Below are 23,014 nucleotides of genomic sequence, written 5' to 3'. Positions count from 1 at the left end.
ACGGGCTCGCGCGTCGCGGCCAGCGGCGACGAGCTCGGTCCGAAGGGCCTGGACCCTTTCCGTTGTCCTGCAGCGGGTAGGTTGTGCCGGTGCTGGTGCGACTCGTCCTTGCCGGCCTGGCCGGCGGCGTCGCCGCGCTGGCCTTCGAACCCTTCGCGTACGCCGTCGCGCTTCCGGTGGCCATCGCCCTCCTCGCGGGCATGCTGGCCTCGCTGCCCGAGCACCACGCCGGCCGCCGTGGCTACCTGCTCGCCACGGTCTTCGGCGCCGTGTTCATGCTGACGCTGCTGCCCTGGCTGCACGTCGTCACCCCGCTGTGGCCGTTGATCGCTCTTGCCGAGGCACCCCTGATCGGCCTCACCGGCCTCGCAGCGGCATACGCGCGGCGGCCCTGGTGGCCGCTGGTCGTGGCGGCGATCTGGACGACCGCGGAGGTCGTGCGCAGCACGTGGCCACTCGGTGGCTTCCCGTGGGGCCGCGTCGGCTTCGGCGTCGCGGACTCACCCTTCGCGGGGCTGCTTCCGTGGGTGGGCGTCACGGGGACGACGTTCGTGGTCGCGCTCCTGGGAGCCGCCCTCGGCTGGGCGGTCGTGACCGTGCGGGTCCGCCCGGTCCCCGCGGTCGCGACCACCCTCGGTGCGCTCGCGCTCGCCACCGCCGGGGCCTGGCTGCCCCTCGACCCGGCCGGCGGAGTGCGGGACGAGTCGGCGCTGCGCGTGGCGGCGGTGCAGGGCAACACCCCCGGCGTCGGTCTCTCGGCCATGGCCGAGCGCCGCCAGGTCCTCGACAACCACGTGCGCGCCACCCAGGACCTCGCCGCCGCCGTACGCCGCGGCGCGGAGCCGGCCCCGGACCTCGTGCTGTGGCCGGAGAACTCCTCCGACATCGACCCCTTCACCGACGCGGCCGCCTACGCCGACGTCGCGGGCGCGGCCGTCGCCGTCGACGCACCGCTGGTCATGGGGACCGCGGTCTCCGATGGCGTGGGGTGGCGCAACCGCTTCCAGCTCTGGGAGGCCGACGGTCGCCCGACGGCGTACTACGACAAGCGCAAGGCGGTGCCGTTCGGCGAGTACGTGCCGTTCCGTGCCGTGCTCGACCCGATCGTGCCGGCGCTGGAGCAGATCCCGCGCGACATGCTGCCGGGGGACCGGCCCGGGGTCATGGAGCTCGCGGACGTACCCGTGGGGGTGATCACCTGTTACGAGGTCGCCTACGCGCCGCTCGTGACCGACCTGGTCGACTCCGGCGCCCGGCTGCTCGCCGTCCCGACCAACAACGCGACCTACATGGGCACCGCCCAGGTCGAGCAGCAGTTCGCGATGGCGCGTCTCACGGCGCTCGCGACCTCGCGCTCGGTCGTGGTCGTCTCGACCAACGGCGTCTCGGGCCTGGTCGCGCCCGACGGCAGCGTGGTGGAGCGCGCGCCTGTGCGCACGACCCACGTGCTGACCGCCGACGTGTCGCCCCGCGTCGGGCTGACCCCGGCCGTACGGTGGGCCACCGTGTGGACCGTCCTCTTCACCGTGCCCGGTGCCGTGTTGGCACTGGCCGCCCTCCTCGTGCTGCGCCGCGGACGGCGTACGCCGGCTCCCCTCGAGCGCGTCGAGGCCACCGCGTGAGCGTCCAGCGACGCCCCGGGTCGGCCGGGGTGATCGTGATGCCCACCTACAACGAGCGCGCCAACCTCGAGCGGATCGTCCCGCGAGTCCGCGCCGCGGCGCCCGACCTCGACCTCCTCGTGGTGGACGACGGGTCGCCCGACGGGACGGGGGCCTACGCCGACGAGCTGCGCGCGGCCGACCCGGCGATCCACGTGCTGCACCGCACCAGCAAGGAGGGGCTGGGGGCGGCGTACGTCGCCGGCTTCCGCCTCGCGCTGGCTGCCGGCTACCCGGTCATCGGGGAGATGGACGCCGACGGGTCCCACCTGCCCGAGGAGCTCCCGCGGCTGCGCGCGGCGCTGACGGATGCCGACCTGGTCGTCGGCGCCCGATGGATCCCGGGCGGCGAGGTCCGCAACTGGTCCCGGCGCCGGATCTGGCTGTCCCGCGGTGGCAACACCTACGCGCGCCTGCTGCTGGCGATGCCGGTGCGCGACGCGACGTCGGGCTACCGGCTCTTCCGGGCCTCCGCCCTCACCACGATCGACCTCGACACCGTGCACTCCACCGGGTACGTGTTCCAGACCGACCTGGTGCACCGTGCCCTGGCGGCGGGCCTGCGGGTCCGCGAGGTGCCGATCACCTTCGTCGACCGGGTCGAGGGGGAGTCCAAGATGAGCACGGCCGTGGCGGTGGAGTCACTGGCGCGTATCACCGCCTGGGGGGTGCGCGACCGTTGGGACCGGCGGCGCGGACGTGCCGGCCCAGCCGGCTGACGGGGACGCTCCGTACGCTGGACCCATGACCCGCGGTCCCCGTCTCGTCCTCGCCGGCCTGCTCGGCCTCCTGCTGCTCGAGCTGGTCGTCGTGGTGGTCCTCGTCCAGCAGATCGGTGTCGGCTGGACCCTGCTGGGCCTGGTCGCCACGAGCATCATCGGTGTCATCGTCGTCCGCCGAGCCGGGACGCGGGCCCTCGGCGAGCTGGGCGCCGCCGTGCGCAGCGGTCAGCCGCCCGGCACGGACCTGGCCGACGCCGGCGGCGTCGTGCTCGCGGGGATGCTCCTCGTGCTGCCGGGCTTCGTCGGTGACGTGCTCGGCGCGGCACTGCTGCTGCGCCCGGTGCGCGTCGCCGCCCGGCGGCTGCTCGGTCGCGTGGCCGCGAGCCTCACCCTCGGGCGCCCCTCATCTGCGCATGGCGCCCCGACACGACGACGCCCCGGCCACGAGGACGTGGTCCGGGGCGAGGTCGTGGACCCTCCCGTGGAGTGAGGCCGGGAGGGCCGTGACACATCAGATCAGGCGTTGGCCTTCTTCTTGCGGGGGCGGTGCAGGTGGGCGGGACCGATCTCGCCGCCGCGCAGGAGCTCCAGGCGCTCGGTGAGGATCTCCTCGAGCTCCGGGATCGACCGCCGCTCCAGCAGCATGTCCCAGTGGGTGCGCGCCGGCTTCTCGGCCTTGAGCTCGGGCTCGATGCCCTGGGTGCTGCGGGCCTCGGCACCGCACTTCGGGCACTCCCAGATCGCCGGCACGTCGGCCTCCAGGGCCATGGTGACCTCGAACTCGTGGCCGTTGGTGCAGGCGTAGGCCGACTGCTGCCGTGCTGCGAACTCGATGCCTCGCTCGTCCTCGAAGCTCTGGCCGCCCAGCCGGGCGCCGCGTAGTGTCCGCTCTGCCACGAGTGGCCTCCTATCGGGTCGTTCGTGGGTGCTGGTGTGCTGCTGTGTGCAGCCTTCCACGGTACTTCGTCGTCGCGATGTTGCCCAAACCTCGTCGGTCGGACACCCCGCTCAACGTCCGGGCGGGTCCGAAGATTCCGGCGCGGCGAGCGCTGAGTCCGGGCTCACGTACTGCCGCACCGGCACCAGCAGTGCCAGCCCAACGGCCAGCACGAGCACGATGCCGAGGATGCCCCAGTGTTGCACCTCCCGCAGCGGGTCGCCGGTCACCCGCTGGCCGAGCCACAGCGCGGTGGCGAACGCGGCCGGGGCCAGGAAGCTGACAGCGCGACCGGTGGTGGCGTACAGACCGAAGATCTGTCCCTCCTGCCCGGCCGGGATGATCCGTGCGAGGAAGGTACGCGACGCGGACTGGACGGGGCCGACGAAGATGCACAGCGCGAGGCCGCAGATCCAGAAGATGACCTTGCCCTGGTCGTGGAGAGCGAAGATCAGCAACCCGAGCAGACACATCGAGACCAGCGAGAACACGATGATCCGCTTGGGTCCGATGGCGTCATCGACCCGGCCGGCCACGATCGTCGCCACACCGGCGACCACGTTGGCCGCGATCGCGAACACGATGACGAGGCTGTCGCTGAAGTCGAACGCGCGCGCGGCGATGACCGCCCCGAAGGTGAAGACCCCCGCGAGCCCATCGCGGAAGACGGCCGAGGCGGCAAGGAAGTACACCGCCGCGCGGTCGGCACGCCAGAGCCGACCGATGCTGGCGAACAGCAGCCGGTACGCACCGACGACCCCGGGCTTGGGCTCGCTCGAACCCCGCCGTCCCGCCGGGTCGTCGCGCAGGGTGAGGATCACGGGCAGCGAGAACGCCAACGTCCACCCGGCGCACAGCAGCATCGCCAGCCGCACGCCGAGCGCGTCGTCGTTCTCGATGCCGAACCAGGAGTCGGGGTTCACGAAGCCGACGACCACGATCGTCAGCAGCACGATCCCGCCGAGGTAGCCCAGGCCCCAGCCCAGACCCGAGATGCGGCCGACGTTCTGCGGGGTCGAGATCGTGTTGAGCATCGCGTTGTAGTTCACCGAGGCGAACTCGAAGAAGACGTTGCCGACCGCCAGCAGCACCAGCCCCAGCCAGAGGTACGACGCCTCGGGCCGGACGAAGAACAGCCCGGCGCTGACCAGCACCACGAGGTAGGTGTTGATGGCGAGCCAGAACGTACGTCGCCCCGAGCGGTCGGCACCTTGTCCGAGCACGGGGGCGAAGAGCGCGATCAACACGCCGGCACCGGCCAGCGCCCACCCCAGCTGGGAGGACGCGCCGTCGCCGAAGACGTCGGGGTCGGTGATGTAGACCGAGAAGACGAAGGTCGTGATCACCGCGTTGAAGGCGGCCGAGCCCCAGTCCCACAACGCCCAGGACCACACCGGCCAGCCGATCCGCTGCCGGGGCCCCGGTGTCCCGTCGGCTGCCACCTCGTCCGTCCCCGCTGTGCTCATCATGGCTCCTCCCATCGGCCCAGGCGTTGGAGCACCGCACGAAGCGTGTCGGTGCGGTCGGTCATCAAGCCGTCGACGCCGGCGGCGACGAGTCGCTCGATGTCGGCCGGCTCATCGACGGTCCACACGTGGACCTGCAGCCCGGCGCGGTGGGCGCGAGCAAGCAGCCGCGGGCTCAGCACCTGCAGTCGCCCGCGGCGCTCGGGCACCTGCAGGGCGCACACGGTCGGGTCGAGGCGGAGCACCGCGAGCCGTGCCGGCAGGGCGAGGAACCGCGCCACCTCCGGCGGCGAGGCCGCCGTGGCCACGCGGCCACCGGTCGCCGTACGAAACTGGCGGATCCGGGCGGGGCTGAAGGAGCTCACGAGCACGCGGTCGTGAGCACCCGTCCGGTCGATCAGCTCGGCCAGCGGACGCGCACCACCGGGCGACTTGAGGTCGATGTTGAAGCGGGCGTCGTGGAACTCCTCGAGGAGCTCCTCGAGTCGCGGGATCGGCTCGGTGCCGCCGATGCGCAGCCGATCGATCTCGGCCATCGTCATCGACTCGACCATGCCGTTGCCGTCGGTGACCCGCTCGAGGACAGGGTCGTGGAACGCGACCAGGCAGCCGTCGCGGGAGACGTGGACGTCGGTCTCGAGCCACCGGAAGCCCAGCGCGTAGGCGTGCGCGAACGCACGGCGCGTGTTCTCCAGCCCGAGCAGATCGGGATGACGAGCTCCGCCGCGGTGGGCGAAGGCCAGCACCGGAGCAGTCCCGTCGGCACCCGCCGGACCTCGGCGGGCGAGCACGGGGAAGCCGTCGCGGCGGGCGGTCACCGCTGCAGTATCGCCCGCGACGCTGTCCGTGTCTCCCACGCCACGCCTCGCGGCGGCGTACCGTGTCGGGAGGGAGGACATGACCTGCCCCGCACGCCAGAAGCGAGCCTCTCTCGCGTCGCTGTCCGGCTGAGCCTTCGCTCAGATGTCGCGGAAGGTCTGGATGTCCGCACCCAGCGCGTTGAGTCGCTCGGCGAGGTCCTCGTAGCCGCGGTTGATGACGTAGACCGAGCGCAGCACCGAGGTGCCCTTGCTCGCCAGCATCGCCAGCAGGACGACGACCGCCGGACGCAGCGCCGGCGGGCAGACGACCTCGGTGCCGGACCAGTGGGTGGGGCCCTCGATCATCACGCGGTGGGGGTCGAGGAGCTTGACCCGGGCACCGAGCCGGTTGAGCTCGGTGAGATAGATCGCGCGGTTCTCGTAGACCCAGTCGTGCAGGAGGGTCTGACCGTGGGCCACCGCCGCGATGACGGCGAAGAACGGCAGGTTGTCGATGTTGAGGCCGGGGAACGGCATCGGGTGGATCTTGTCGCTGGGCGCGTGCAGCACCGAGGGGTACGTCGTGAGGTCCACCAGCCGCGTGCGGTCGTTCTCGGCGAGGTACTCCGGGCCGCGGTCGTAGCGGAAACCCATCTCCTCGAGCAGCGCGAGCTCGATCTCGAGGAACTCGATCGGCGCTCGGCGGATGGTGATCTGCGAGTCGGTGACGATCGCGGCGGCGACCAGCGACATCGCCTCGATCGGGTCCTCGCTCGGCGCGTAGTCGACGTCGACGTCGATGCGCTCCTTGCCGGTCACCCGCAGCGTCGTGGTGCCGATGCCCTCGATCTGCACACCGAGACGCTCCAGGTAGAAGCACAGGTCCTGGACCATGTAGTTGGGGCTGGCGTTGCGGATCACCGTCGTCGCGGGGGAGAGGGCCGCCGCCATCAGGGCGTTCTCGGTGACGGTGTCGCCGCGCTCGGTGAGGACGATGGGACGCTCCGGGCTCGTCCCGACGTCCACGCGGGCGTGGTAGCTGCCCTCGGTGGCCTTGACGGCGAGCCCGAAGGACTTCAGTGCGCTCAGGTGCGGCTCGACGGTGCGGGTGCCGAGGTCGCAGCCCCCGGCGTACGGGAGCTGGAAGTCGGCTGAGCGGTGCAGAAGGGGGCCGAGGAACATGATGATCGAGCGGGTGCGCCGGGCGGCGTCGACGTCGATGCGTGACAGGTCCAGCACCGCCGGCGGCTGAATCTCCAGGTCGCCGTCCTCGTTGAGCCACCGGGTGCGGACCCCGATGCTGGTCAGGACCTCGAGCAGCCGGTTGACCTCCTCGATGCGCGCGACCTTGCGCAGGACGGTCGTGCCGCGGTTGAGCAACGAGGCGCACAGCAGGGCCACCCCGGCGTTCTTGGACGACTTCACCGCGATGCTGCCCGAGAGGGTCGTGGGCCCGGTGACCCGCAGGTGGGTGGGGCCGGGGGCCTCCGGCTTGCTCCCGAGCGCCACGATCTCTGCGTCCAGGGCCTCGCCGATGCGGGCGAGCATGTCGAGGCTGAGGTTCTGCAGTCCGCGTTCGATGCGGGTCACCGCGCCCTGGCTGGTGCCGAGCCGCTCGGCCAGCTGGGCCTGGGTCAGCGATCGCTGGATCCGGGTCTCGCGAATGCGCAGCCCGATCTTGCGCAGGTAGTCCTCAGTCACCGCCTCACGGTACCTCGCCGTACGTCACATATGAGTTGCCGGGCTGTCTGGTTTGATCACACTCATGCGCGTCACGACGATCCACGCCCCCGGAGACATCCGACTGGAGGAGCAGCCCCGCCCCCAGCTCGAGCTGCCGACCGACGCGGTCATCAAGGTGGTGGCGGCGTGCGTCTGCGGCTCGGACCTGTGGCCGTACCGCAACGCCGACGAGGTGCCCGAGCCGCGCCCCATCGGCCACGAGGTGGTCGGCGTCGTCGAGGAGGTGGGCTCGGCGGTGCGCTCGTTCGCGCCCGGGGACTTCGTCGTCGTTCCGTTCTGCCACAGCGACAACTCCTGCCCGCACTGCCGGGCGGGGATCCACTCGGCCTGCGTCAACGGGGGCATGACCGCCGGTGGCCAGGCGGAGTACGCCCGCGTCACCCAGGCCGAGGGGACGCTCGTCAAGACCGACGGGATGCCGGATCCGGAGCAGGTGCCGTCGTTGCTGGCGCTCAGCGACGTCATGCCGACGGGCTGGCACGCGGCGGTCTCGGCGCGGGTGCGTCCCGGCGCGACCGTGGCGGTCGTGGGCGACGGAGCGGTCGGCCTGTGCGGGGTGCTCGCGGCCCGCGAGCTCGGCGCCGAGCGGATCATCGCGCTGTCCCGGCACGCACCGCGCCAGGCACTGGCCCGGGAGTACGGCGCCACGGACGTGGTCGCCGAGCGCGGCAAGGAGGCGACCGCCGCGGTGCGCGAGCTCACCGACGGGGTCGGCGCCGACGCCGTGCTCGAGTGCGTCGGCAACGGACCGGCGATGCGCACGGCCTTCTCCATCGCCCGTCCGGGCGCGATGGTCGGGTTCGTCGGCGTGCCGCACGACGTCGCCCCGCCGATGGGAAAGATGTTCGGCCACAACGTCGGGCTGGCCGGGGGCATGGCCCCGGTGCGGCGCTACCTGCCCGATCTGTTGGAGCGGGTGCTCACCGGCGCCATCGACCCCGGCCGGGTCTTCGACCTCGAGCTGCCGCTCGACGATGTCGCCGAGGCCTACCGGGCGATGGATGAGCGACGCGCGATCAAGGTGCTGCTGCGTCCGTGAGCTGAGCGCTCAGCCGCGAGCGGGGCGCACCCGTGTCGACCACCAGGCCCAGAGCACGAGCACGGGCTGGAAGAACAGCCGGCCGAGGCGCTTCTGGTCCGTGTCGAGGCCGAAGCCGTCCTTGGCCTCGACGTACTGCGCGATGTTGCCCGGGAAGATCGCGACGAAGAAGATCGCGACCACCCAGCCGACCTTCGGACGCAGCGACGCCGGCGTGAGCAGCAGCGCGAGGCCGAGCACGATCTCGACGATGCCGGAGACCACCACGACCGCATCCGTGTCGACAGGCATCCATCCGGGGACCTGGGCTTCGAACTCCTTCCTCGCGAAGGTCAGGTGCGAGACCCCGGCGAAACCCAGGAAGCTGCCGAGGGTGATCCGGCCGAGGTGCCGGGCCAGGCCGGCGGTCGATGCGCTCGTGGGTCGACTCATGAGTCGATGGTGCCCGAGCGGTCCACACGCACGATGGCGTCGTCGTCGACCATCGTGACGTGCAGGTCCAGGGTGGGGGCGCTGTCCTGCGTACGCCGATCCAGGTGCCGACGCGCGGCCGGCACCTGCTCCGGCGCCAGCAGGGTGAGGAAGACCCCGGCATGCGACCACCACACCGGGAGCTGGTCGAGCACCTCCCGGAAGCCGTCAAGGCCGTCGGCACCGCCGGCGACCGCGAGATCAGGCTCGTGGCGGCGCAGGTCGGGATGGATCGACTCCAGCGCCGTGTCCGGCACGTGGGGGAGGTAGCCGACGACAGCGTCGACGCGTCCGGCCAGCTCACTCGGGAGACCCGCCAACCAGGAGCCCTCGTGCACCCCGAAGCCGTAGGTCTCGCCGTTGCGTCGGGCGCAGGAGAGGGCGGCCGGGTCGATCTCGGTGGCCTCGACCCGCCAGTCGGGGAGGGCGTGTCGCAGCGCGGCGGCGATCGCACCGCTCCCGCACCCGACGTCGACCACGATCCCGGGCGGGCGCTCGCGCAGGTGCGCGACCGTGAGCTCGACCAGCGCCTCGGCGCGGCGCCGGGGGACGAACACCAGGGGGTCGAGCTCGACGTCGTGGCCGGCGAAGCGAGCCACGCCCAGGAGGTGCTCAAGGGGGATGCCCGCGGCACGACCCGCGACGACCTCGGCGACGCGGGAGGCGTCGGAGCCGACGTGGCGCGCCACCTCGGCCGCCTCCGCCTCGGCGAAGACGCAGCCGGCACGGCGCAGGGCATCGGCGAGTGCACTCACCGCACCACCGTAGGCACTGGCGTCAGCGGCCTGCGCCGCAGGTCAGGCACGGTGCGGTAGGACTGTGAGCATGCACACGCGAACTCTCGGCACCCACCAGGTCGGCGCGATCGGCCTGGGGCTCATGACCTTCTCCCAAACCGGCGAGCAGCCCCGCGACCAGCTGCTCGACACGATCCGCACCGCCCTCGATGCCGGCGTGACGCTCTTCGACACCGCCGATGCCTACGGTCGCGCGGAGAGCGGCACCGCCGCCAACGGCGAGAACGAGACCCTCGTCGCCGGCATGCTCGACGAGCTGGGGGTGCGCGACCGCGTGCTGCTGGCCACGAAGGGCGGACACGTCCGCACCGATGACGGCGGTTGGGCCGTCGACAGCACCCGGGAGCACCTGCTCTCCGCGGTCGACGCCAGCCTGTCGCGACTGGGCGTCGAGCAGATCGCGCTCTGGCAGCACCACCGGCCCGACCCGGACGTCACCTGGGAGGAGACGGTGGCGACGCTGCGTGAGATCGCCGACTCCGGCAAGGTCGCCGCGATCGGACTCTCCAATGCCGATCCCGCACAGATCCGGCATGCTCACGAAGCCCTGGGGGAGGCGCTCGTGAGCGTCCAGAACCAGTACTCGCCGGCGTTCCGCAGCAGCCAGCCCGAGATCGACGTGTGCGCGGAGCTGGGACTGGCGTTCTTGCCGTGGAGCCCGCTGGGCGGACTGACCAACGCCAAGGAGCTGGCCGACAAGCACCCGGCCTTCGCCGAGATCGCCACCGAACGCGGCGTGAGCGCGCAGCAGGTCGCGCTGGCCTGGGAGCTCGCGCAGTCGCCGGTGGTCATCCCGATCCCGGGCGCGAAGCGACCCCAGAGCATCCGCGACTCCGCGGAGGCCGCCGACCTCGTCCTGACGCCGGAGGAGATCGCTCGGCTCGACGCCTCGTGAGCTGACCGGTCGTGCGTCAGCCTGGTCACTCCCGCCGGGGGTAGGGCGGGGGTGTCGTGTGGTGGACGGTGAGGAGAACGGAGCCGGCGCGGCGGCGGACGGGCTCGCCACGCTGGGTGGTGAACCGGTAGGTGCGGCCAGGCTTCACATGCGGCCGCTCATGGGGTCGTTCGTGGCTGCGTCGCGGAGGAGCCGGTGGGCGCAGCGGGCGCAAAAACTCCTGCAGGCGCCGCTCGAGGCGGGACGCGGAGTCCGGTGCCGGCTCAGGAGCGGGTGCGAGGTCGGGCTCGGGAGTCGCTCCAGTGGTGCCGTGCGTGGGGACGGTGATGACGAGCTTGCCGTGATGGACCAGCCGGTGGCACGGCCCACAGAGCCCGATGAGGTTGTCCAGGTCGGTCGCCCCGCCGGCCGACCACCAGGTGAGGTGGTGGATCTCCTCCACCGGCAGCCCACATGCCGGGGTGGCGCACCGGTGGGCTTGGTGGGCCTCGACGGCTTTGCGTTGCCGCAGCGTCGCGACCCGACGGGTGCGTCCGACATTCAGCACCCCGGAGTCGGGTGCGGCACCGGCGGTGGTCACGACCGTGACCTGTCCCAGGCACGCGAGGTAGCCGACCAGTGCGGGACCGATGGGTCCGAACCCCTCCAACCGTGCGACCGGCGCGAACGGGTCCGCCGCACCGCCGTCCGGTGCCGCACCGCCGGGGCTCGCACCGTGCTGGGCTGCGGCTGCGGCTGCACCGAAGACGTCGGCAGGCACGGTGACGGTCATATGCGGTCGTACGCCTTTGTCGGCGGGCAGGACACCGCCGTCGAGGATCCCGGTCAGCAGCGCGGACAGCCCGGCGCAGCGACGTGCGGAGGCGGTGCGTTCATCGCCTGCGTCGCTGGGTTTGGTCAGTGAGTCGAGGACGGCTTTGAGCTGGGCGCCGGTGGTGGCGCCGAGGAACCCGGTGACGTTGAACCCGTCGCCACACCGCACCAAGCGGAGGTCTTCTTTGTCCATGCCCTCAAGCCAGGCCCGGTCGAGCTCGTCGGGATGGAGCCGGGCGCGCATCTCGCGCACCACGCTCATCAACGCACCCGGCTCGTGAGTCACGGCGTAGTCGACCAACGTCTCCTCGGCCGCCAGCATCTTGTCCACACCGATGTGCTTGATACCGAAGGCGAACACGTTGAGGTGCTCGGTGCGCAACCGGCCTGCTGAGGCCGCAGCCCCGACCTTCGCCATGACTCCGGTGACCCGACTGGTGCGCCGCAACCGGGCGGTCTCGTGGGCATCGAGGCGCAGCTCGCGCCGCGCCCAGGTGGTGATCGTGGAGGCGCCCTCGTCCTCGAAGCCCTTGGTCTCCACCAGCTCCGTGATCCCCGCGACCCGCAGCACATCACACACATCACGCCCGGTCTGCGCCGCCCGCAACATGTCGGTGGCCGGAGCTAGCGTGTCCACCAGGTCAGCGACCTCCCGCAGCACCCTCGCGACAGCAGCGCGGTCGACCACGCCGGTGGTGTCGGTGATGGAGGAGGGGTCCATGACCCGACGATACTCGAACATATGTTCGACCACAAGGCGCGTGAGAACTTCCCTCAGAAATGTTCTCGGTCGTGTCGATTGCCGTGGGTCGCCGTTCGACGTCAGGGTGAGAGGCGCCCGACGGCGGGTGCCGACACGGCAGGAGACCCGAGATGAAGTTCATGCTGATCATGCGAGCCACGCCCGAGGCCGAGGCGGCGTACGCCGAGACCGACTTCGAGGAGATCATCAACGCGATGGGGGCCTACAACGAGGCGCTCATGAAGTCCGGTGTCCTGCTCGGTGGTGACGGCTTGGCGCCCGAGCCGGGTTTCGTCGTCGACTTCTCCGGCGAGGAGCCGATCGTCACCGACGGGCCCTACGGCGAGGTCCACGAGCTGTTCAACGGCTTCTGGATCCTCCAGGTCTCCTCGCCCGAGGAGGCGCTGGAGTGGGCGCGCCGGTGTCCGCTCGGACCGGGGTCCAAGCTCGAGGTACGACGCGTCACCGACGAGACGGACTTCGCCGACTACGCCGACAACGAGTACGTCCAGAAGGAAGCCGAGTGGCGTCGCGAACTCGGGACCGAGTGACCGGTTACCGGTGACCAGCGAGCAGACCCGGACGGTCGAAGCGGTCTGGCGGGTCGAGGGTGCGCGCGTCGTCGCTACCCTCGCCCGCCTCACCGGCGACCTCGCCCTGGCCGAGGACCTCGCGCAGGAAGCGCTGGCCGAGGCGCTCGAGTCCTGGCCGCGCTCCGGCGTACCCCGCAGTCCGGGTGCCTGGCTGACGACGGTGGGGCGGCGCCGGGCGATCGACCTGTTCCGGCACAACGCACGCCTCGGCGCCCGGTACGCCGCGTTGGCCCGGGACCTGGACTCGGAGGTGGTCACGGAGTCACCGGACGGGTCCGACGACGACGTCCTGGGGCTGATGTTCACCGCCTGCCACCCGGTGCTACCCCGGGAGTCCCGGGTCGCACTCACCCTGAAGGTGGTCAGCGGGCTGGGGACCGAGGAGATCGCGCGGTTGCTGCTGGTGTCCGTGCCGACCGTGCAGCAGCGCATCGTGCGTGCCAAACGGGTGCTCGGCGACGCGGACGTGCGGTTCGATGTCCCGTCGCCGGAGGAGTGGGGGAGCAGGCTCGAGACGGCGCTCTCCGTCGTCTACCTGGTCTTCACGGAGGGCTATGCGGCCACGAGCGGCGACTCCTGGATGCGACCGGACCTGGCGGAGGAGGCGCTGCGCCTGAGCCGGATGCTGACGGTGCTCATGCCGACCGAACCCGAGGTCCATGGACTGCACGCCCTGTTGGAGCTGCAGGCGTCGCGGTTCCCCGCCCGGGTCGACGCAGCTGGTGAGCCGGTCCTGCTGGAGGACCAGGCCCGCACGCGTTGGGACCACGCGCAGATCGCTCGCGGCCTCCACGCACTGCGGCGCAGCGACCGGCTGGGGCGGGGGAGAGGTCCCTACGCGCTGCAGGCGGCGATCGCAGCGTGCCATGCGCGGGCAGCGGCGGCCGCCGACACCGACTGGCGCCAGATCGTGGCGCTCTACCGCGCCCTGGCCGCGCGCACCGGCAACCCCGTGGTGCGGCTCAACCTCGCGGTGGCCGTCGCCATGGCCGAGGGCCCCGAGGCCGGACTCGCGCTCACCGACGAGCTCGCGGCGAGCGGTGTCCTGCGCGACTCCCACCTGCTGCCCAGCGTCCGCGGCGAGCTGCTGGCGCGGCTCGGTCGCAGCGACGAGGCCGAGGCCGCGCTGAGGGCAGCAGCGGCGCTGACCCGCAACGCCCGCCAGCGGGCCGTGCTCATGGCCAAGGCGGCGCTCGCCGCCGGGGCGGGCAGCAGCGCGCAATGACCGTGACGGAGTCGGCACGGCACCCCTACGATCGACGCTTGTGACGACGAACGCAGCCGCCGGAGTGATCCGGGTCCAGGGGGCACGGGAGAACAACCTCAAGGACATCAGTGTCGAGATCCCCAAGCGACAGCTGACCGTCTTCACGGGTGTCTCCGGGTCGGGCAAGAGCTCACTCGTCTTCGGCACCATCGCCGCGGAGTCGCAGCGGTTGATCAACGAGACCTACAGCGCGTTCGTCCAGGGGTTCATGCCGTCCATGGCCCGACCGGACGTCGACGTCCTCGAGGGTCTGACCACAGCCATCCTGGTCGACCAGGAGCGCATGGGCGGCAACCCGCGCTCCACGGTCGGCACCGTGACCGACGCCAACGCCATGCTGCGCATCCTGTTCAGCCGCATGGGGACGCCGTACGTCGGCCCGCCCGGCGCTTTCTCCTTCAACGTCGCCTCCGTCAGCGCCAGCGGCGCGATCAAGGTCGACAAGGGCAACAAGCGCGCCGAGAAGGTGACCTTCAACCGCGTCGGTGGCATGTGCCCGCGCTGCGAGGGGATGGGGTCGGTCAGCGACTTCGACCTCAGTGCGTTGTATGACGAGACGAAGTCGCTCAACGAGGGCGCGATCACCATCCCGGGCTACAGCATGGAGGGCTGGTACGGCCGAATCTTCCGTGGCTGCGGGTTCTTCGATCCCGACAAGCCGATCCGGAAGTTCACGAAGAAGGAGCAGCACGACCTGCTCCACCGCGAGGCGACGAAGATCAAGGTCGACGGGATCAACCTGACCTACCTCGGCCTGATCCCGCAGATCCAGAAGTCGTTCCTGTCCAAGGACCGCGACTCGATGCAGCCGCACATCCGCGCCTTCGTCGACCGTGCGATCACGTTCACCACGTGCCCCGACTGCGACGGGTCACGGCTCAACGACGCGGCGCGCTCGGCGAAGATCAAGGCCAAGAGCATCGCCGACGTCTGTGCGATGCAGATCGACGAGCTGGCCGGGTGGGTGCGTGAGCTCGGCGGTGAGGCATCGATCCGCCCGTTGCTCACGGTGCTGGGGGAGACCCTCGACTCGTTCGTCGACATCGGGCTGGGCTACCTCTCGCTGGACCGGCCCTCCGGGACGCTGTCGGGCGGGGAGTCCCAGCGCACCAAGATGATCCGGCACCTCGGCTCCGCGCTGACCGACGTGACCTACGTCTTCGACGAGCCGACCATCGGCCTGCACCCGCACGACATCGCCCGGATGAACGACCTGCTGCTGCAGCTGCGCGACAAGGGCAACACCGTGCTCGTCGTCGAGCACAAGCCCGAGACGATCGTGATCGGCGACCACGTGGTCGACCTCGGCCCGGGCGCGGGCAGCGACGGTGGGGAAGTGGTCTACGAGGGCCGGGTCGACGGACTTCGCACCAGCGGCACGCTGACCGGGCGCCACCTCGACTTCCGGGTCGCGGTGAAGCCGGAGGTGCGTACGCCGAACGGTGCCCTCGAGGTCCGTGGCGCCGCCACCCACAATCTGCGCGACGTCGACGTCGACATCCCGCTCGGCGTGCTGTGCGTCATCACCGGGGTCGCCGGGTCCGGCAAGAGCTCGCTCATCCACGGCTCGGTCGCCAAGCGCGAGGAGGTCGTCGCGATCGACCAGTCGGCGATCCGCGGATCCCGCCGTAGCAACCCCGCGACGTACACCGGTCTGCTCGAGCCGATCCGCAAGGCGTTCGCGAAGGCCAACGGGGTGAAGCCCGCGCTGTTCAGCGCGAACTCCGAGGGCGCGTGCCCGCACTGCAACGGTGCCGGGGTCATCTACACCGACCTGGCGGTGATGGCCGGCGTCGCGACGCCGTGCGAGGTCTGCGAGGGCCGTCGGTTCAGCGCCGAGGTGCTGGAGTACTCCTTCGGTGGGCGCAACATCAGCGAGGTGCTCGAGATGTCGGTGGCAGACGCGGAGGCGTTCTTCGCCGACGGCGCGGCCGCGCTGCCGGCGGCGCACAAGATCCTGGCGCGCATGACCGACGTGGGTCTGGGCTACCTCACCCTGGGCCAGCCGCTGCCGACGTTGTCGGGCGGTGAGCGGCAACGACTGAAGCTGGCCGCGCGGATGGCCGAGAAGGGGGAGGTCTACGTGCTCGACGAGCCCACGACCGGCCTGCACCTCGCCGATGTCGAGCAGCTGCTCGGACTGCTGGATCGACTCGTCGACAGCGGCAAGTCGGTGATCGTCATCGAGCACCACCAGGCCGTCATGGCCCACGCCGACTGGATCATCGACCTCGGGCCGGGCGCCGGGCACGACGGGGGACAGGTGGTCTTCACCGGCACTCCGGCGGCCCTCGTGGCCGACCGATCCACGCTCACCGGCCAGCACCTCGCGGAGTACGTCGGCGGCGCCGGGTGAGGAAGTGGCTCCTGCTGGCGGTCGCGATCGCCAGCGAGGTCAGCGCGTCGCTGTCGCTCAAGGCCGCGCTGGACGACTCGAGGTTCTACGTGGTCGTCGCGATCGGTTATGTGACCTCGTTCTCGCTCCTGGCGGTCGTCCTGCGCCTCGGCATGCCGCTGGGGGTGGCGTACGGCATCTGGTCCGCGCTCGGGGTCGCGTTCACCGCGGTCCTGTCGTCGGCCATCTTCGGCGAGCCGTTCACCGGCCTCATGGGGGTCGGTGTGGCCGTGATCATCGCCGGCGTCCTGCTTGTCGAGCTCGGCTCGCACCGGGCGCAGCACGCGCCGCCCAGCCAGCACGCCGCGGACGCCGCCTGATGGCGTGGCTCTTCATGGCCGGTGCCGTCGGCTTCGAGGTCTCCGGCACGCTCGCCCTGCGCGTCGCGTCCCAGGGCCGCCGGCCCTGGATCGCCGTCACCCTGCTCAGCTATCTGTGTGCCTTCGCCCTGCTCACGCTGGCGCTGGACGCCGGCATGGCGCTCGGGGTGGCGTACGGCGTCTGGGCCGCCTGCGGCGTCGCCCTGACCGCGGTCGCCTCCCGCGTCCTCTTCAAGGAGCCACTCACGCCGACCATGCTTTTCGGCATCGGGTTGATCATCATCGGCGTGCTGCTGGTGGAGCTCGGCGCCCACCACTGAGCGGTCGCTGCGATGGATTGCGCCACGACATCGGCGCGCGTACAGTTTCCTGTACGGAGGTGTCTATGAGGACCATGAGCTACACGGAGTCACGTGCGCGGTATGCGGAGGTCCTGGACGCGGTGGTCGACGATCGCGAGGAGGTCGTGATCACCCGCTCTGGCCGCGAGCCTGCGGTGATCGTCTCCCTGGAGGACTACGAGGCCCTGAAGGAGACGGCGTACTTGTTGAGGAGCCCCGCGAACGCTCGCCGGCTGCTCGCGTCCATCGACGAACTCGAGAGCGATCGAGGCACCGAACGGGACCTCGTGGAGTGAGGATCGTCTTCAGCACAGCGGCCTGGGAGGACTACCAGTGGTGGCAGCAGCAGGACCGCAGGCTGTCGAAGCGAATCAACCGGCTCATCGAGGACGTCGTGCGCAACGGCAACGAGGGCATCGGGAAGCCGGAGCCGCTCAAGCATGGGTTCCAGGGTTACTGGTCGCGACGCATCAGCGACGAGCACCGACTTGTCTACAAGGTCGTGGATGGCGAGGTGCGCATCGCGGCCTGTCGTTACCACTACGAACGCTAGAGAAGGCGATGTACATGAGCGGAGCGAAGGGCGCATGCGTGTTCTGCGAGATCGTCGCCGGGAGGCTGCCGTGCGCGAAGGTCGCCGAGGACGCCACGACGTTCGCGTTCATGGACATCGACCCGGGCGCCGACGGCCACCTGCTGGTCATCCCGAAGCGCCACAGCGTCGACCTGATGGAGATCTCCGCCGACGACCTCACGGCGACGACACTGGCCGCCCAGCGGATCGCCAGGGCGGCGATGTCGGCGTTGGGCGCCGGGGGAGTCAACCTGCTGAACTGCTGCGGTCCGGCGGCGTGGCAGACGGTCTTCCACTTCCACCTGCACGTCATCCCGCGGTACGCCGATCGCGCCCGCGACCGGCTCGAGCTGCCGTTCGAGCCGGGCCGACCGAGCGACCCGGACGTCCTCGCGGAGCACGCGCGGCGCGTGGCCGCCGCGCTCGATGCCGGACCTACGCCATGAGCACGACCACGGACGACGCTGCGATCCCCGGCCCGCGCCGTGGCTGATCTGTTCGGGCAGGGCGAGTTCGGCGTGCGGCTCGACTGGGGACCGACCGGCGCGCAGGCAACCCGCGCCGACGTCGCGGTGGTGGTCGACGTACTGAGCTTCTCGACGCCGGTGACGGTAGCGGTCGAACGGGGGATGCGGGTGTTTCCGTACCGGTGAAAGGGCACGCGGGCCGCGGAGTTCGCGGCGACGCACGATGCCGTACTGGCCGTCGGCCGTTCCGAAGCCACCAGGCAGGGTGCACCGCCGGCGCCGTCCCTCTCGCCAGCCGACCTTCTCGCCTGCGATGCCGCACCGCGGCTGGTGTTGCCGTCGCCGAACGGCTCCACGATCGCGACGGCACTGGTCGAGGGCGGGTCGACAGTGGCGGCTGGATGCCTACGCAATGCGAGGCCGGTGGCGAACTGGCTCATCCCAGCTGTCCAAGCCGGACGCTCGATCGCGGTGATCGCCGCTGGCGAGCGTTGGAGCTGCGACGACTCCTTGAACTGCGCAGTCTGGGCTCCGCGAACGATATCGACGTAGCTGCCGCTCTCAATGCTTCAGACGTCGTTCCCGTCGTTATCGGCGGTGCGTTCGAGCGCGCATCGTGAGTTCCGACCCTGCCCGCCTCATTTCGGGACGAGTGGCGCCAAGCCAGGGGGCGTCCACGACGGCCAGTCCACCCGCCCGTGGGCGATGCCCCCGCTGAACCGAGCGACCAGCACCGGCCGGTTGCAGGTGTTGTCATAGAAGTCAGCGGTGTCACACAGGCGCACGGCGTCGACCACGTTGGCCCACAGCCGCTGGTAGCGAGTACGGATCTTCCCCTCCGGGACCGCGTGACCGCCCTGCCGGACGCGCTTCGCCACGCGTTCAACGGCGTCGTCCTCCGGCAGCATCATCACGTGCAGGTGCACCCGATAACCGGCACCGACGGCGTCCCGGACGAGGTCCACCTTCGAGGGGTGCGAGAAGACCGTCTCAGCGATGAAGGGCTCAGCGAGGGTGATGAACCCGTCGCGCAGGACTTCTGCCAGACGGGCCGCGACCCGCGACTTCGCGACCTCGTTGCCGGGCCAGTAGAGCTTCGCGATCTCGTCGGCGTTGACGAACGCCTGGTGCGGCAGGACGGGAAGTAGGACTCGGTCGACGAAGGTCGACTTGCCTGCGCCGTTGGGCCCGACGACGAGGTCGAGTCGCGTCACCGACCAGCCTCGACCGAGGCCGGCTCGTCGAGAACGTCAGCCAGATCGGCGACGGCAGCACGCAGTCGCTGGCGCGCGTCTGCGCCGAGCTGCTCGCGGGCGGCGAGATCCGCAAGCACGCGCTGGGGGTCGGGCGTGACCGCCGAGAAATCCGGCAGGGGAGCAGCGGCGAAGTCGGCCTCGGCGACGGCAGCATCGATGCCTGCGGTGATCACGGCGTCGAACTGGCGCGCCTCGTCCCGGGTCAGGTCACGCTGGGCGATCCGGCCCTCCACCGCGAGCCGCACCCGGTTCAGCGGCGCGTCGAACTGCGCCGACAGCGCGGCGCCGAGTCGTGCCCAGTGCTCGAGCTGCTGACGTGCCGAGCGGGATTGCCGCGGCCCTTCAGCTGCGGCCGCCGCGAAGAGATCCTCGTCGAACCGCGTGACTCGTTCGGCCCTGGCACCCATGACTCACCTCCGCCGCGTCGAACCCTTCTCTCGAGCGTAGCAAATTGCTACAGCGCTGGCCCGCGCACGTCGTGAGCCGGATGCAACACCTCTCAGGTGCGCGCGGAACCGCGACTCCCGGCGTTCCGCCGATAAGCCACATTATGTCAACTAACGGTGGTGGACGGCGAGAGATGTCAAGCGAACAGTCCCCGGTAGTGGTCCCCCTGCGCCGGGTAGTAGTCATCGAAGCGAATCGCCGCGACCTCTGCGTCGGCCTCGGCGGCGACAAGGCGGTCGAGGTAGTACTCCCAACCGGGACCGACGTTGGCGGCGAGCTCGGGGTCGGCCAGCGCCTGACTGAACGTCAACGTGGCCGTGCCGGCGTCCTCGCTCAGCTCGAGCCGCAGGTCGAACGGTTCGCCGTCGCCATCGGTCCCTGACGAGACGGCCAGCAATCGCGGTGGCTCGCAGGCACGGATGATGAAGACCTCGGCCGGGACGTCCTCACCCTCCGCGGTCATGCGGAACACCACCGACCCGCTCGACGGGTCACCGGTCCACGTGCCGATCCACCGCGCGAGCCGGTCGCTCTCCGTGATCGCCGCCCAGACCGCGGTGATCGGGGCGCGGAACGTGCGCTCGAAGACGATGCTGTCGCGTCCGTCGCGGGTCTCGCGACGCCCGGTCGCCTGCGGCTTCATGCGGACTCCCCCGCAACCGTCACCGGCGCGGCGCTGCGATGATCCCTGGCTGTCCGCCGCACCTCGAGGTCGAGGGCGTCGAGGACAGAGTTGTCGAAGCGCGCCGGCGCGGGCACGAGGTCCTTCAGCAGTGCGCCGACGTCGGCGAGCCCCTCCGGGACGAGGACGTAGTGGCGCTCGCGTCCACGGTCCTCGCCGACCACGAGACCCGCATCGACCAGCACCTTCAGGTGCCGGCTCACCGCGGGTCGGCTGATCGGGTGATCGGCCGCGAGGTCAGCGACCCTGGCCGGGCCCTCGCTGAGTCGGCGCAGCAGTGCGCGGCGTACCGGATCGGCGAGAGCGGCGAACGCGTCCATACCTATTGGTAACGCGTTGGTTACCTATCTGTCAACGACCTGCGCCGTCTCCAGCCGCGCGGTCGTCCATGCGGCGACCCAGGCGAGCGTCACCACGCGCTGCTCGCTCTCGTGTTGCATCGAGACTCCTCCACCGAACTGGTTGTCCTCGCGTCCCCGGGTCCGGGAGCGTGGAGGTACCCATTCATTGGAGGGCTCTCACCTGCAGTCAGGAACGCACGTCGCCCTCGACGTACACCCAGCGGCCGGCCCGCCGGGTGAACCTGCTCGTCTCGTGCAACGCACCGCGCCCACCCGGGGCGTCGTACGACGCGCGGAACTCGACGACCCCGTCCTGGTCGTCCTGCTCGCCGCCGGACGTCGCGAGCACCTCGAGCCCGGTCCAGCGGACGGCCGGGTCGGCTGCGACTTCGTCGGGACGGGTGCGCGGGTGCCAAGTGCGGAAGACGTAGTTCGACTCCTCCAGCGCGTACGCCGCGTACCGCGCCCGCATCAGGTCCTCAGGTGTCGCAGCGTCGCGCTCGCCACGGTGCAGCGGACCGCAGCAGCGGTCGTAGCGGTCACGTCCGCATGGGCACGAATCCGGACGCAGGATCACAGGAGGTCCTCGGGGCGGCGCCAGGCGACCTCGTCGAACCGCGCGAAGTCGGTGTCGTAGCTGACGACGTCGGCGCGGTGCTCGACGGCGAGCGCAGCTAAGTGGGCGTCATTGACGAGGTTGCCCCCGCCCCCGTGTCTCAACAAGCGCGACAGGATGGCTGCATGAGCCCGTCCGGGCTGCACCAGGTGCGCCCCTGGTTGGTCGAGCCACTCCCCGACCTGCGCCATGGCGTCCTCGACCGTGAGTGGGTGCGGAAACAGTCCGCCCTTGGTGGCGATCCGCACGAACGCGAGCAGCGCCATCCAGCTGAGGCCCACGCTGTCGCCGCCGCCGAGCGCCCGGTCCAACCACGTACGCGAAGCCTCGTGGTGCCGGGCGTCGGAGTTGACGGCGTACAGCAGCACGTTGGCGTCGACGACCCGCACGTCAGCGACCGTCGGTCAGGTCGCGGGTGATCTCGGCGTCCTCCAGGTCGCCGGCGACCTGCAGCGCCCGGTCGAGATCGACCGTAGGGCGGCCGAGTGATCGGACCCGAGTCGGTTTGCCGCTCGGCGCGGCGTCCCCACCGGCACCTGCGCGGATGGCGTCGTTGAGCGCCTGTTTGAAGCCGATCCCCCGCTCCGCCATCAACCGGCGCACCAGCGACTCCGTGTCGGGATCGAGGGTCACCGTCGTACGCATGATGACAGCATAACATCACTTTTATTGATGCTCGGGCATCATCCTCGTGGGGCATGAGAGTCTGGTCGTGTGTACGTCGTTGCGATCGACCCTGCCCAAGACCCTGACCTTGCTGAGGCTCCTCGCATCCAGCACGCCGCCTACAGGGTGGAGGCGTCTTTGATCGGTGACAGAGCCGTATCCCGCCGCTTCACGAAGATGTCCAGGACCTTGAGTCAAGCGGGCTTGAGCTGGCTCGGCGCCGTGGACGGTGGGCCCACCCGCCTGGTCGGGGCGTTGGCCTGGGACGAGAACGCCGACGAAGTGGACATCGATCGGCTGGTGGTCGATTCCGCGGTCCACCGACGCGGTGCTGGCAGCGCGCTCGTGCGGGCAGCGCTGTCTCACAGCACCCAGCCGTTCACGACCGCGTCAGCGGTCCCCCGGTCGACGCCCAAGTGCCCAGCGGCGCGTCGGGCACGTCCTCGTCGGTGACCTGTTCGTCGTAGACGACGAAGCCGCGGGCACGGTAGTTGTCCAGCGCTGCCGGCCCGTCCAGGGAGCAGGTGTGCAGCCAGACCCGACGGACGGGCGCGAGGTCGTGGCGGTCCGGCAGGGTCCAGGCCGCCTCGACTCCGCGCTCGAGCAAGGCCCGGCCGAGACCGCGACCGATCGCACCTTCGACGAGGCCGAAGTAGCGGATCTCCACCTGACTGCCCTCGACATGGGGTTGGGCCCGCAGGTGCACGAAGCCCTGTGGTTGAGCGTCTTCGTAGGCGATCAGGAACTCCGTGCCGGCCACCGCGAGCTCGTCCGCCCACTGCTCGCGGGTCCACCCGAGACGGTCGATCCAACGCCACGGACCGCCGACCAGCCCGTTGAGGAAACGCGCGTACTCGGGCGACATCGCCGCCGTACGGTCGACGCGGACCCCGGGCGGAAGCGCCGAGACACCCGCCGGCGGAGGCGAGATCAACTCGAGGTACCAGGTCGTCACCCTCACGG

The 23,014-nt window shown here is 70.8% G+C and carries 30 protein-coding genes; 15 read left to right on the top strand and 15 right to left on the bottom strand.

What is annotated here, in order from left to right; translation table 11 throughout:
- Positions 1–89 precede the first annotated feature (89 nt).
- From lnt to J2S59_RS14060, 3 genes are read left to right on the top strand one after another with little or no spacing between them, the layout of a single operon-like run.
- The gene (gene lnt / locus J2S59_RS14070; RefSeq protein ID WP_068118074.1) at positions 90–1,622 is read left to right on the top strand and encodes an apolipoprotein N-acyltransferase; all 1,533 of its coding nucleotides are present in this window, start codon (positions 90–92) and stop codon (positions 1,620–1,622) included.
- Positions 1,619–2,380 (top strand): polyprenol monophosphomannose synthase, encoded by a 762-nt coding sequence (locus tag J2S59_RS14065; RefSeq protein WP_246360154.1) that lies wholly within the window; start codon positions 1,619–1,621, stop codon positions 2,378–2,380. The genes lnt and J2S59_RS14065 overlap by 4 nt, the downstream gene beginning before the upstream one ends.
- 25 nt (positions 2,381–2,405) lie before the next feature.
- Complete coding sequence (locus J2S59_RS14060; RefSeq protein ID WP_068118077.1) at positions 2,406–2,873, top strand: FxsA family protein; 468 nt, start codon at positions 2,406–2,408, stop codon at positions 2,871–2,873.
- 26 nt (positions 2,874–2,899) lie between these two features.
- On the opposite strand, the gene J2S59_RS14055 is transcribed toward J2S59_RS14060, so the two are convergent.
- The 4 genes from J2S59_RS14055 to J2S59_RS14040 form a co-directional block, all read right to left on the bottom strand.
- Entirely contained in the window at positions 2,900–3,280 is a 381-nt protein-coding gene (locus J2S59_RS14055; RefSeq protein WP_068118079.1) for an RNA polymerase-binding protein RbpA, read from the bottom strand.
- A 111-nt stretch (positions 3,281–3,391) separates the two neighbouring features.
- Entirely contained in the window at positions 3,392–4,786 is a 1,395-nt protein-coding gene (locus J2S59_RS14050) for an MFS transporter (protein WP_181641607.1), read from the bottom strand.
- Positions 4,786–5,604 (bottom strand): glycerophosphodiester phosphodiesterase family protein, encoded by an 819-nt coding sequence (locus J2S59_RS14045; RefSeq protein ID WP_246360155.1) that lies wholly within the window; start codon positions 5,602–5,604, stop codon positions 4,786–4,788. The genes J2S59_RS14050 and J2S59_RS14045 overlap by 1 nt, the downstream gene beginning before the upstream one ends.
- 141 nt (positions 5,605–5,745) lie before the next feature.
- On the bottom strand, positions 5,746–7,287 hold the full coding sequence (locus J2S59_RS14040; protein WP_068118086.1) for a helix-turn-helix domain-containing protein: 1,542 nt from the start codon (positions 7,285–7,287) through the stop codon (positions 5,746–5,748).
- A gap of 64 nt (positions 7,288–7,351) precedes the next feature.
- On the opposite strand from J2S59_RS14040, the gene J2S59_RS14035 reads away from it, so the two are divergent.
- Positions 7,352–8,368 carry a zinc-dependent alcohol dehydrogenase family protein gene (locus J2S59_RS14035; RefSeq protein WP_306825229.1) on the top strand — a complete coding sequence of 339 codons (1,017 nt, stop codon included), beginning with the start codon at positions 7,352–7,354 and terminating at the stop codon, positions 8,366–8,368.
- Positions 8,369–8,377: 9 nt separating this feature from the next.
- Here J2S59_RS14035 and J2S59_RS14030 read toward each other — a convergent pair whose 3' ends face one another.
- Both J2S59_RS14030 and J2S59_RS14025 read right to left on the bottom strand, forming a co-directional pair.
- Positions 8,378–8,800: a DoxX family protein gene (locus J2S59_RS14030; RefSeq protein WP_068120950.1), complete on the bottom strand. Its 423-nt coding sequence runs from the start codon at positions 8,798–8,800 to the stop codon at positions 8,378–8,380.
- Positions 8,797–9,594 (bottom strand): N5-glutamine methyltransferase family protein, encoded by a 798-nt coding sequence (locus J2S59_RS14025; protein ID WP_306825228.1) that lies wholly within the window; start codon positions 9,592–9,594, stop codon positions 8,797–8,799. Before J2S59_RS14025 ends, J2S59_RS14030 begins: the two co-directional genes overlap by 4 nt.
- Positions 9,595–9,664: 70 nt before the next feature.
- On the opposite strand from J2S59_RS14025, the gene J2S59_RS14020 reads away from it, so the two are divergent.
- Entirely contained in the window at positions 9,665–10,531 is an 867-nt protein-coding gene (locus J2S59_RS14020; RefSeq protein WP_068124510.1) for an aldo/keto reductase, read from the top strand.
- Between the two features lie 25 nt (positions 10,532–10,556).
- On the opposite strand, the gene J2S59_RS14015 is transcribed toward J2S59_RS14020, so the two are convergent.
- Positions 10,557–12,065, bottom strand: coding sequence for an HNH endonuclease signature motif containing protein (locus J2S59_RS14015; protein ID WP_306825227.1), 1,509 nt, complete (start codon positions 12,063–12,065; stop codon positions 10,557–10,559).
- 152 nt (positions 12,066–12,217) lie between these two features.
- On the opposite strand from J2S59_RS14015, the gene J2S59_RS14010 reads away from it, so the two are divergent.
- From J2S59_RS14010 to J2S59_RS13970, 9 genes are read left to right on the top strand one after another with little or no spacing between them, the layout of a single operon-like run.
- Entirely contained in the window at positions 12,218–12,637 is a 420-nt protein-coding gene (locus tag J2S59_RS14010; RefSeq protein WP_068116320.1) for a YciI family protein, read from the top strand.
- A 10-nt stretch (positions 12,638–12,647) separates the two neighbouring features.
- Positions 12,648–13,904, top strand: a complete 1,257-nt coding sequence (locus J2S59_RS14005) for an RNA polymerase sigma factor (protein ID WP_306825226.1) — start codon at positions 12,648–12,650, stop codon at positions 13,902–13,904.
- 40 nt (positions 13,905–13,944) lie between these two features.
- Complete coding sequence (locus J2S59_RS14000; RefSeq protein WP_068124912.1) at positions 13,945–16,302, top strand: ATP-binding cassette domain-containing protein; 2,358 nt, start codon at positions 13,945–13,947, stop codon at positions 16,300–16,302.
- Positions 16,299–16,661: a DMT family transporter gene (locus J2S59_RS13995; RefSeq protein WP_068124911.1), complete on the top strand. Its 363-nt coding sequence runs from the start codon at positions 16,299–16,301 to the stop codon at positions 16,659–16,661. Before J2S59_RS14000 ends, J2S59_RS13995 begins: the two co-directional genes overlap by 4 nt.
- On the top strand, positions 16,661–16,981 hold the full coding sequence (locus J2S59_RS13990) for a DMT family transporter (protein WP_068124909.1): 321 nt from the start codon (positions 16,661–16,663) through the stop codon (positions 16,979–16,981). Before J2S59_RS13995 ends, J2S59_RS13990 begins: the two co-directional genes overlap by 1 nt.
- A 17-nt stretch (positions 16,982–16,998) precedes the next feature.
- On the top strand, positions 16,999–17,298 hold the full coding sequence (locus tag J2S59_RS13985) for a type II toxin-antitoxin system Phd/YefM family antitoxin (RefSeq protein WP_246360637.1): 300 nt from the start codon (positions 16,999–17,001) through the stop codon (positions 17,296–17,298).
- Positions 17,295–17,555, top strand: a complete 261-nt coding sequence (locus tag J2S59_RS13980) for a Txe/YoeB family addiction module toxin (RefSeq protein WP_068124906.1) — start codon at positions 17,295–17,297, stop codon at positions 17,553–17,555. The genes J2S59_RS13985 and J2S59_RS13980 overlap by 4 nt, the downstream gene beginning before the upstream one ends.
- A gap of 14 nt (positions 17,556–17,569) precedes the next feature.
- Positions 17,570–18,022 carry an HIT family protein gene (locus tag J2S59_RS13975; protein ID WP_068124917.1) on the top strand — a complete coding sequence of 151 codons (453 nt, stop codon included), beginning with the start codon at positions 17,570–17,572 and terminating at the stop codon, positions 18,020–18,022.
- 39 nt (positions 18,023–18,061) lie between these two features.
- Positions 18,062–18,229: a hypothetical protein gene (locus tag J2S59_RS13970; protein WP_181642636.1), complete on the top strand. Its 168-nt coding sequence runs from the start codon at positions 18,062–18,064 to the stop codon at positions 18,227–18,229.
- 452 nt (positions 18,230–18,681) lie between these two features.
- On the opposite strand, the gene J2S59_RS13965 is transcribed toward J2S59_RS13970, so the two are convergent.
- The 7 genes from J2S59_RS13965 to J2S59_RS13935 form a co-directional block, all read right to left on the bottom strand.
- Positions 18,682–19,257: an ATPase gene (locus tag J2S59_RS13965; RefSeq protein ID WP_068124904.1), complete on the bottom strand. Its 576-nt coding sequence runs from the start codon at positions 19,255–19,257 to the stop codon at positions 18,682–18,684.
- Positions 19,254–19,706 carry a TA system antitoxin ParD family protein gene (locus J2S59_RS13960; RefSeq protein WP_068124902.1) on the bottom strand — a complete coding sequence of 151 codons (453 nt, stop codon included), beginning with the start codon at positions 19,704–19,706 and terminating at the stop codon, positions 19,254–19,256. Before J2S59_RS13960 ends, J2S59_RS13965 begins: the two co-directional genes overlap by 4 nt.
- 176 nt (positions 19,707–19,882) lie before the next feature.
- Positions 19,883–20,389, bottom strand: a complete 507-nt coding sequence (locus tag J2S59_RS13955; RefSeq protein WP_068124899.1) for an SRPBCC family protein — start codon at positions 20,387–20,389, stop codon at positions 19,883–19,885.
- Positions 20,386–20,748 (bottom strand): ArsR/SmtB family transcription factor, encoded by a 363-nt coding sequence (locus J2S59_RS13950; RefSeq protein WP_068124897.1) that lies wholly within the window; start codon positions 20,746–20,748, stop codon positions 20,386–20,388. The genes J2S59_RS13955 and J2S59_RS13950 overlap by 4 nt, the downstream gene beginning before the upstream one ends.
- 208 nt (positions 20,749–20,956) lie before the next feature.
- Positions 20,957–21,346: a YchJ family protein gene (locus J2S59_RS13945; protein WP_246360635.1), complete on the bottom strand. Its 390-nt coding sequence runs from the start codon at positions 21,344–21,346 to the stop codon at positions 20,957–20,959.
- The gene (locus J2S59_RS13940) at positions 21,343–21,774 is read right to left on the bottom strand and encodes a type II toxin-antitoxin system VapC family toxin (RefSeq protein WP_068124896.1); all 432 of its coding nucleotides are present in this window, start codon (positions 21,772–21,774) and stop codon (positions 21,343–21,345) included. Before J2S59_RS13940 ends, J2S59_RS13945 begins: the two co-directional genes overlap by 4 nt.
- A 1-nt stretch (position 21,775) precedes the next feature.
- Positions 21,776–22,030: an antitoxin gene (locus tag J2S59_RS13935; RefSeq protein WP_068124894.1), complete on the bottom strand. Its 255-nt coding sequence runs from the start codon at positions 22,028–22,030 to the stop codon at positions 21,776–21,778.
- A 198-nt stretch (positions 22,031–22,228) separates the two neighbouring features.
- On the opposite strand from J2S59_RS13935, the gene J2S59_RS20365 reads away from it, so the two are divergent.
- Entirely contained in the window at positions 22,229–22,504 is a 276-nt protein-coding gene (locus J2S59_RS20365; protein WP_368668690.1) for a GNAT family N-acetyltransferase, read from the top strand.
- On the opposite strand, the gene J2S59_RS13930 is transcribed toward J2S59_RS20365, so the two are convergent.
- Positions 22,431–23,012, bottom strand: a complete 582-nt coding sequence (locus tag J2S59_RS13930; RefSeq protein ID WP_181642635.1) for a GNAT family N-acetyltransferase — start codon at positions 23,010–23,012, stop codon at positions 22,431–22,433. The genes J2S59_RS20365 and J2S59_RS13930 overlap by 74 nt on opposite strands.
- Positions 23,013–23,014 lie beyond the last annotated feature (2 nt).

It is taken from the genome of Nocardioides massiliensis (assembly GCF_030811215.1).
Taxonomy (GTDB): domain Bacteria; phylum Actinomycetota; class Actinomycetes; order Propionibacteriales; family Nocardioidaceae; genus Nocardioides_A; species Nocardioides_A massiliensis.
The sequence above is the reverse complement of the archived record's forward strand: the minus strand, read 5'-3'. Positions and strand labels throughout refer to the sequence as shown.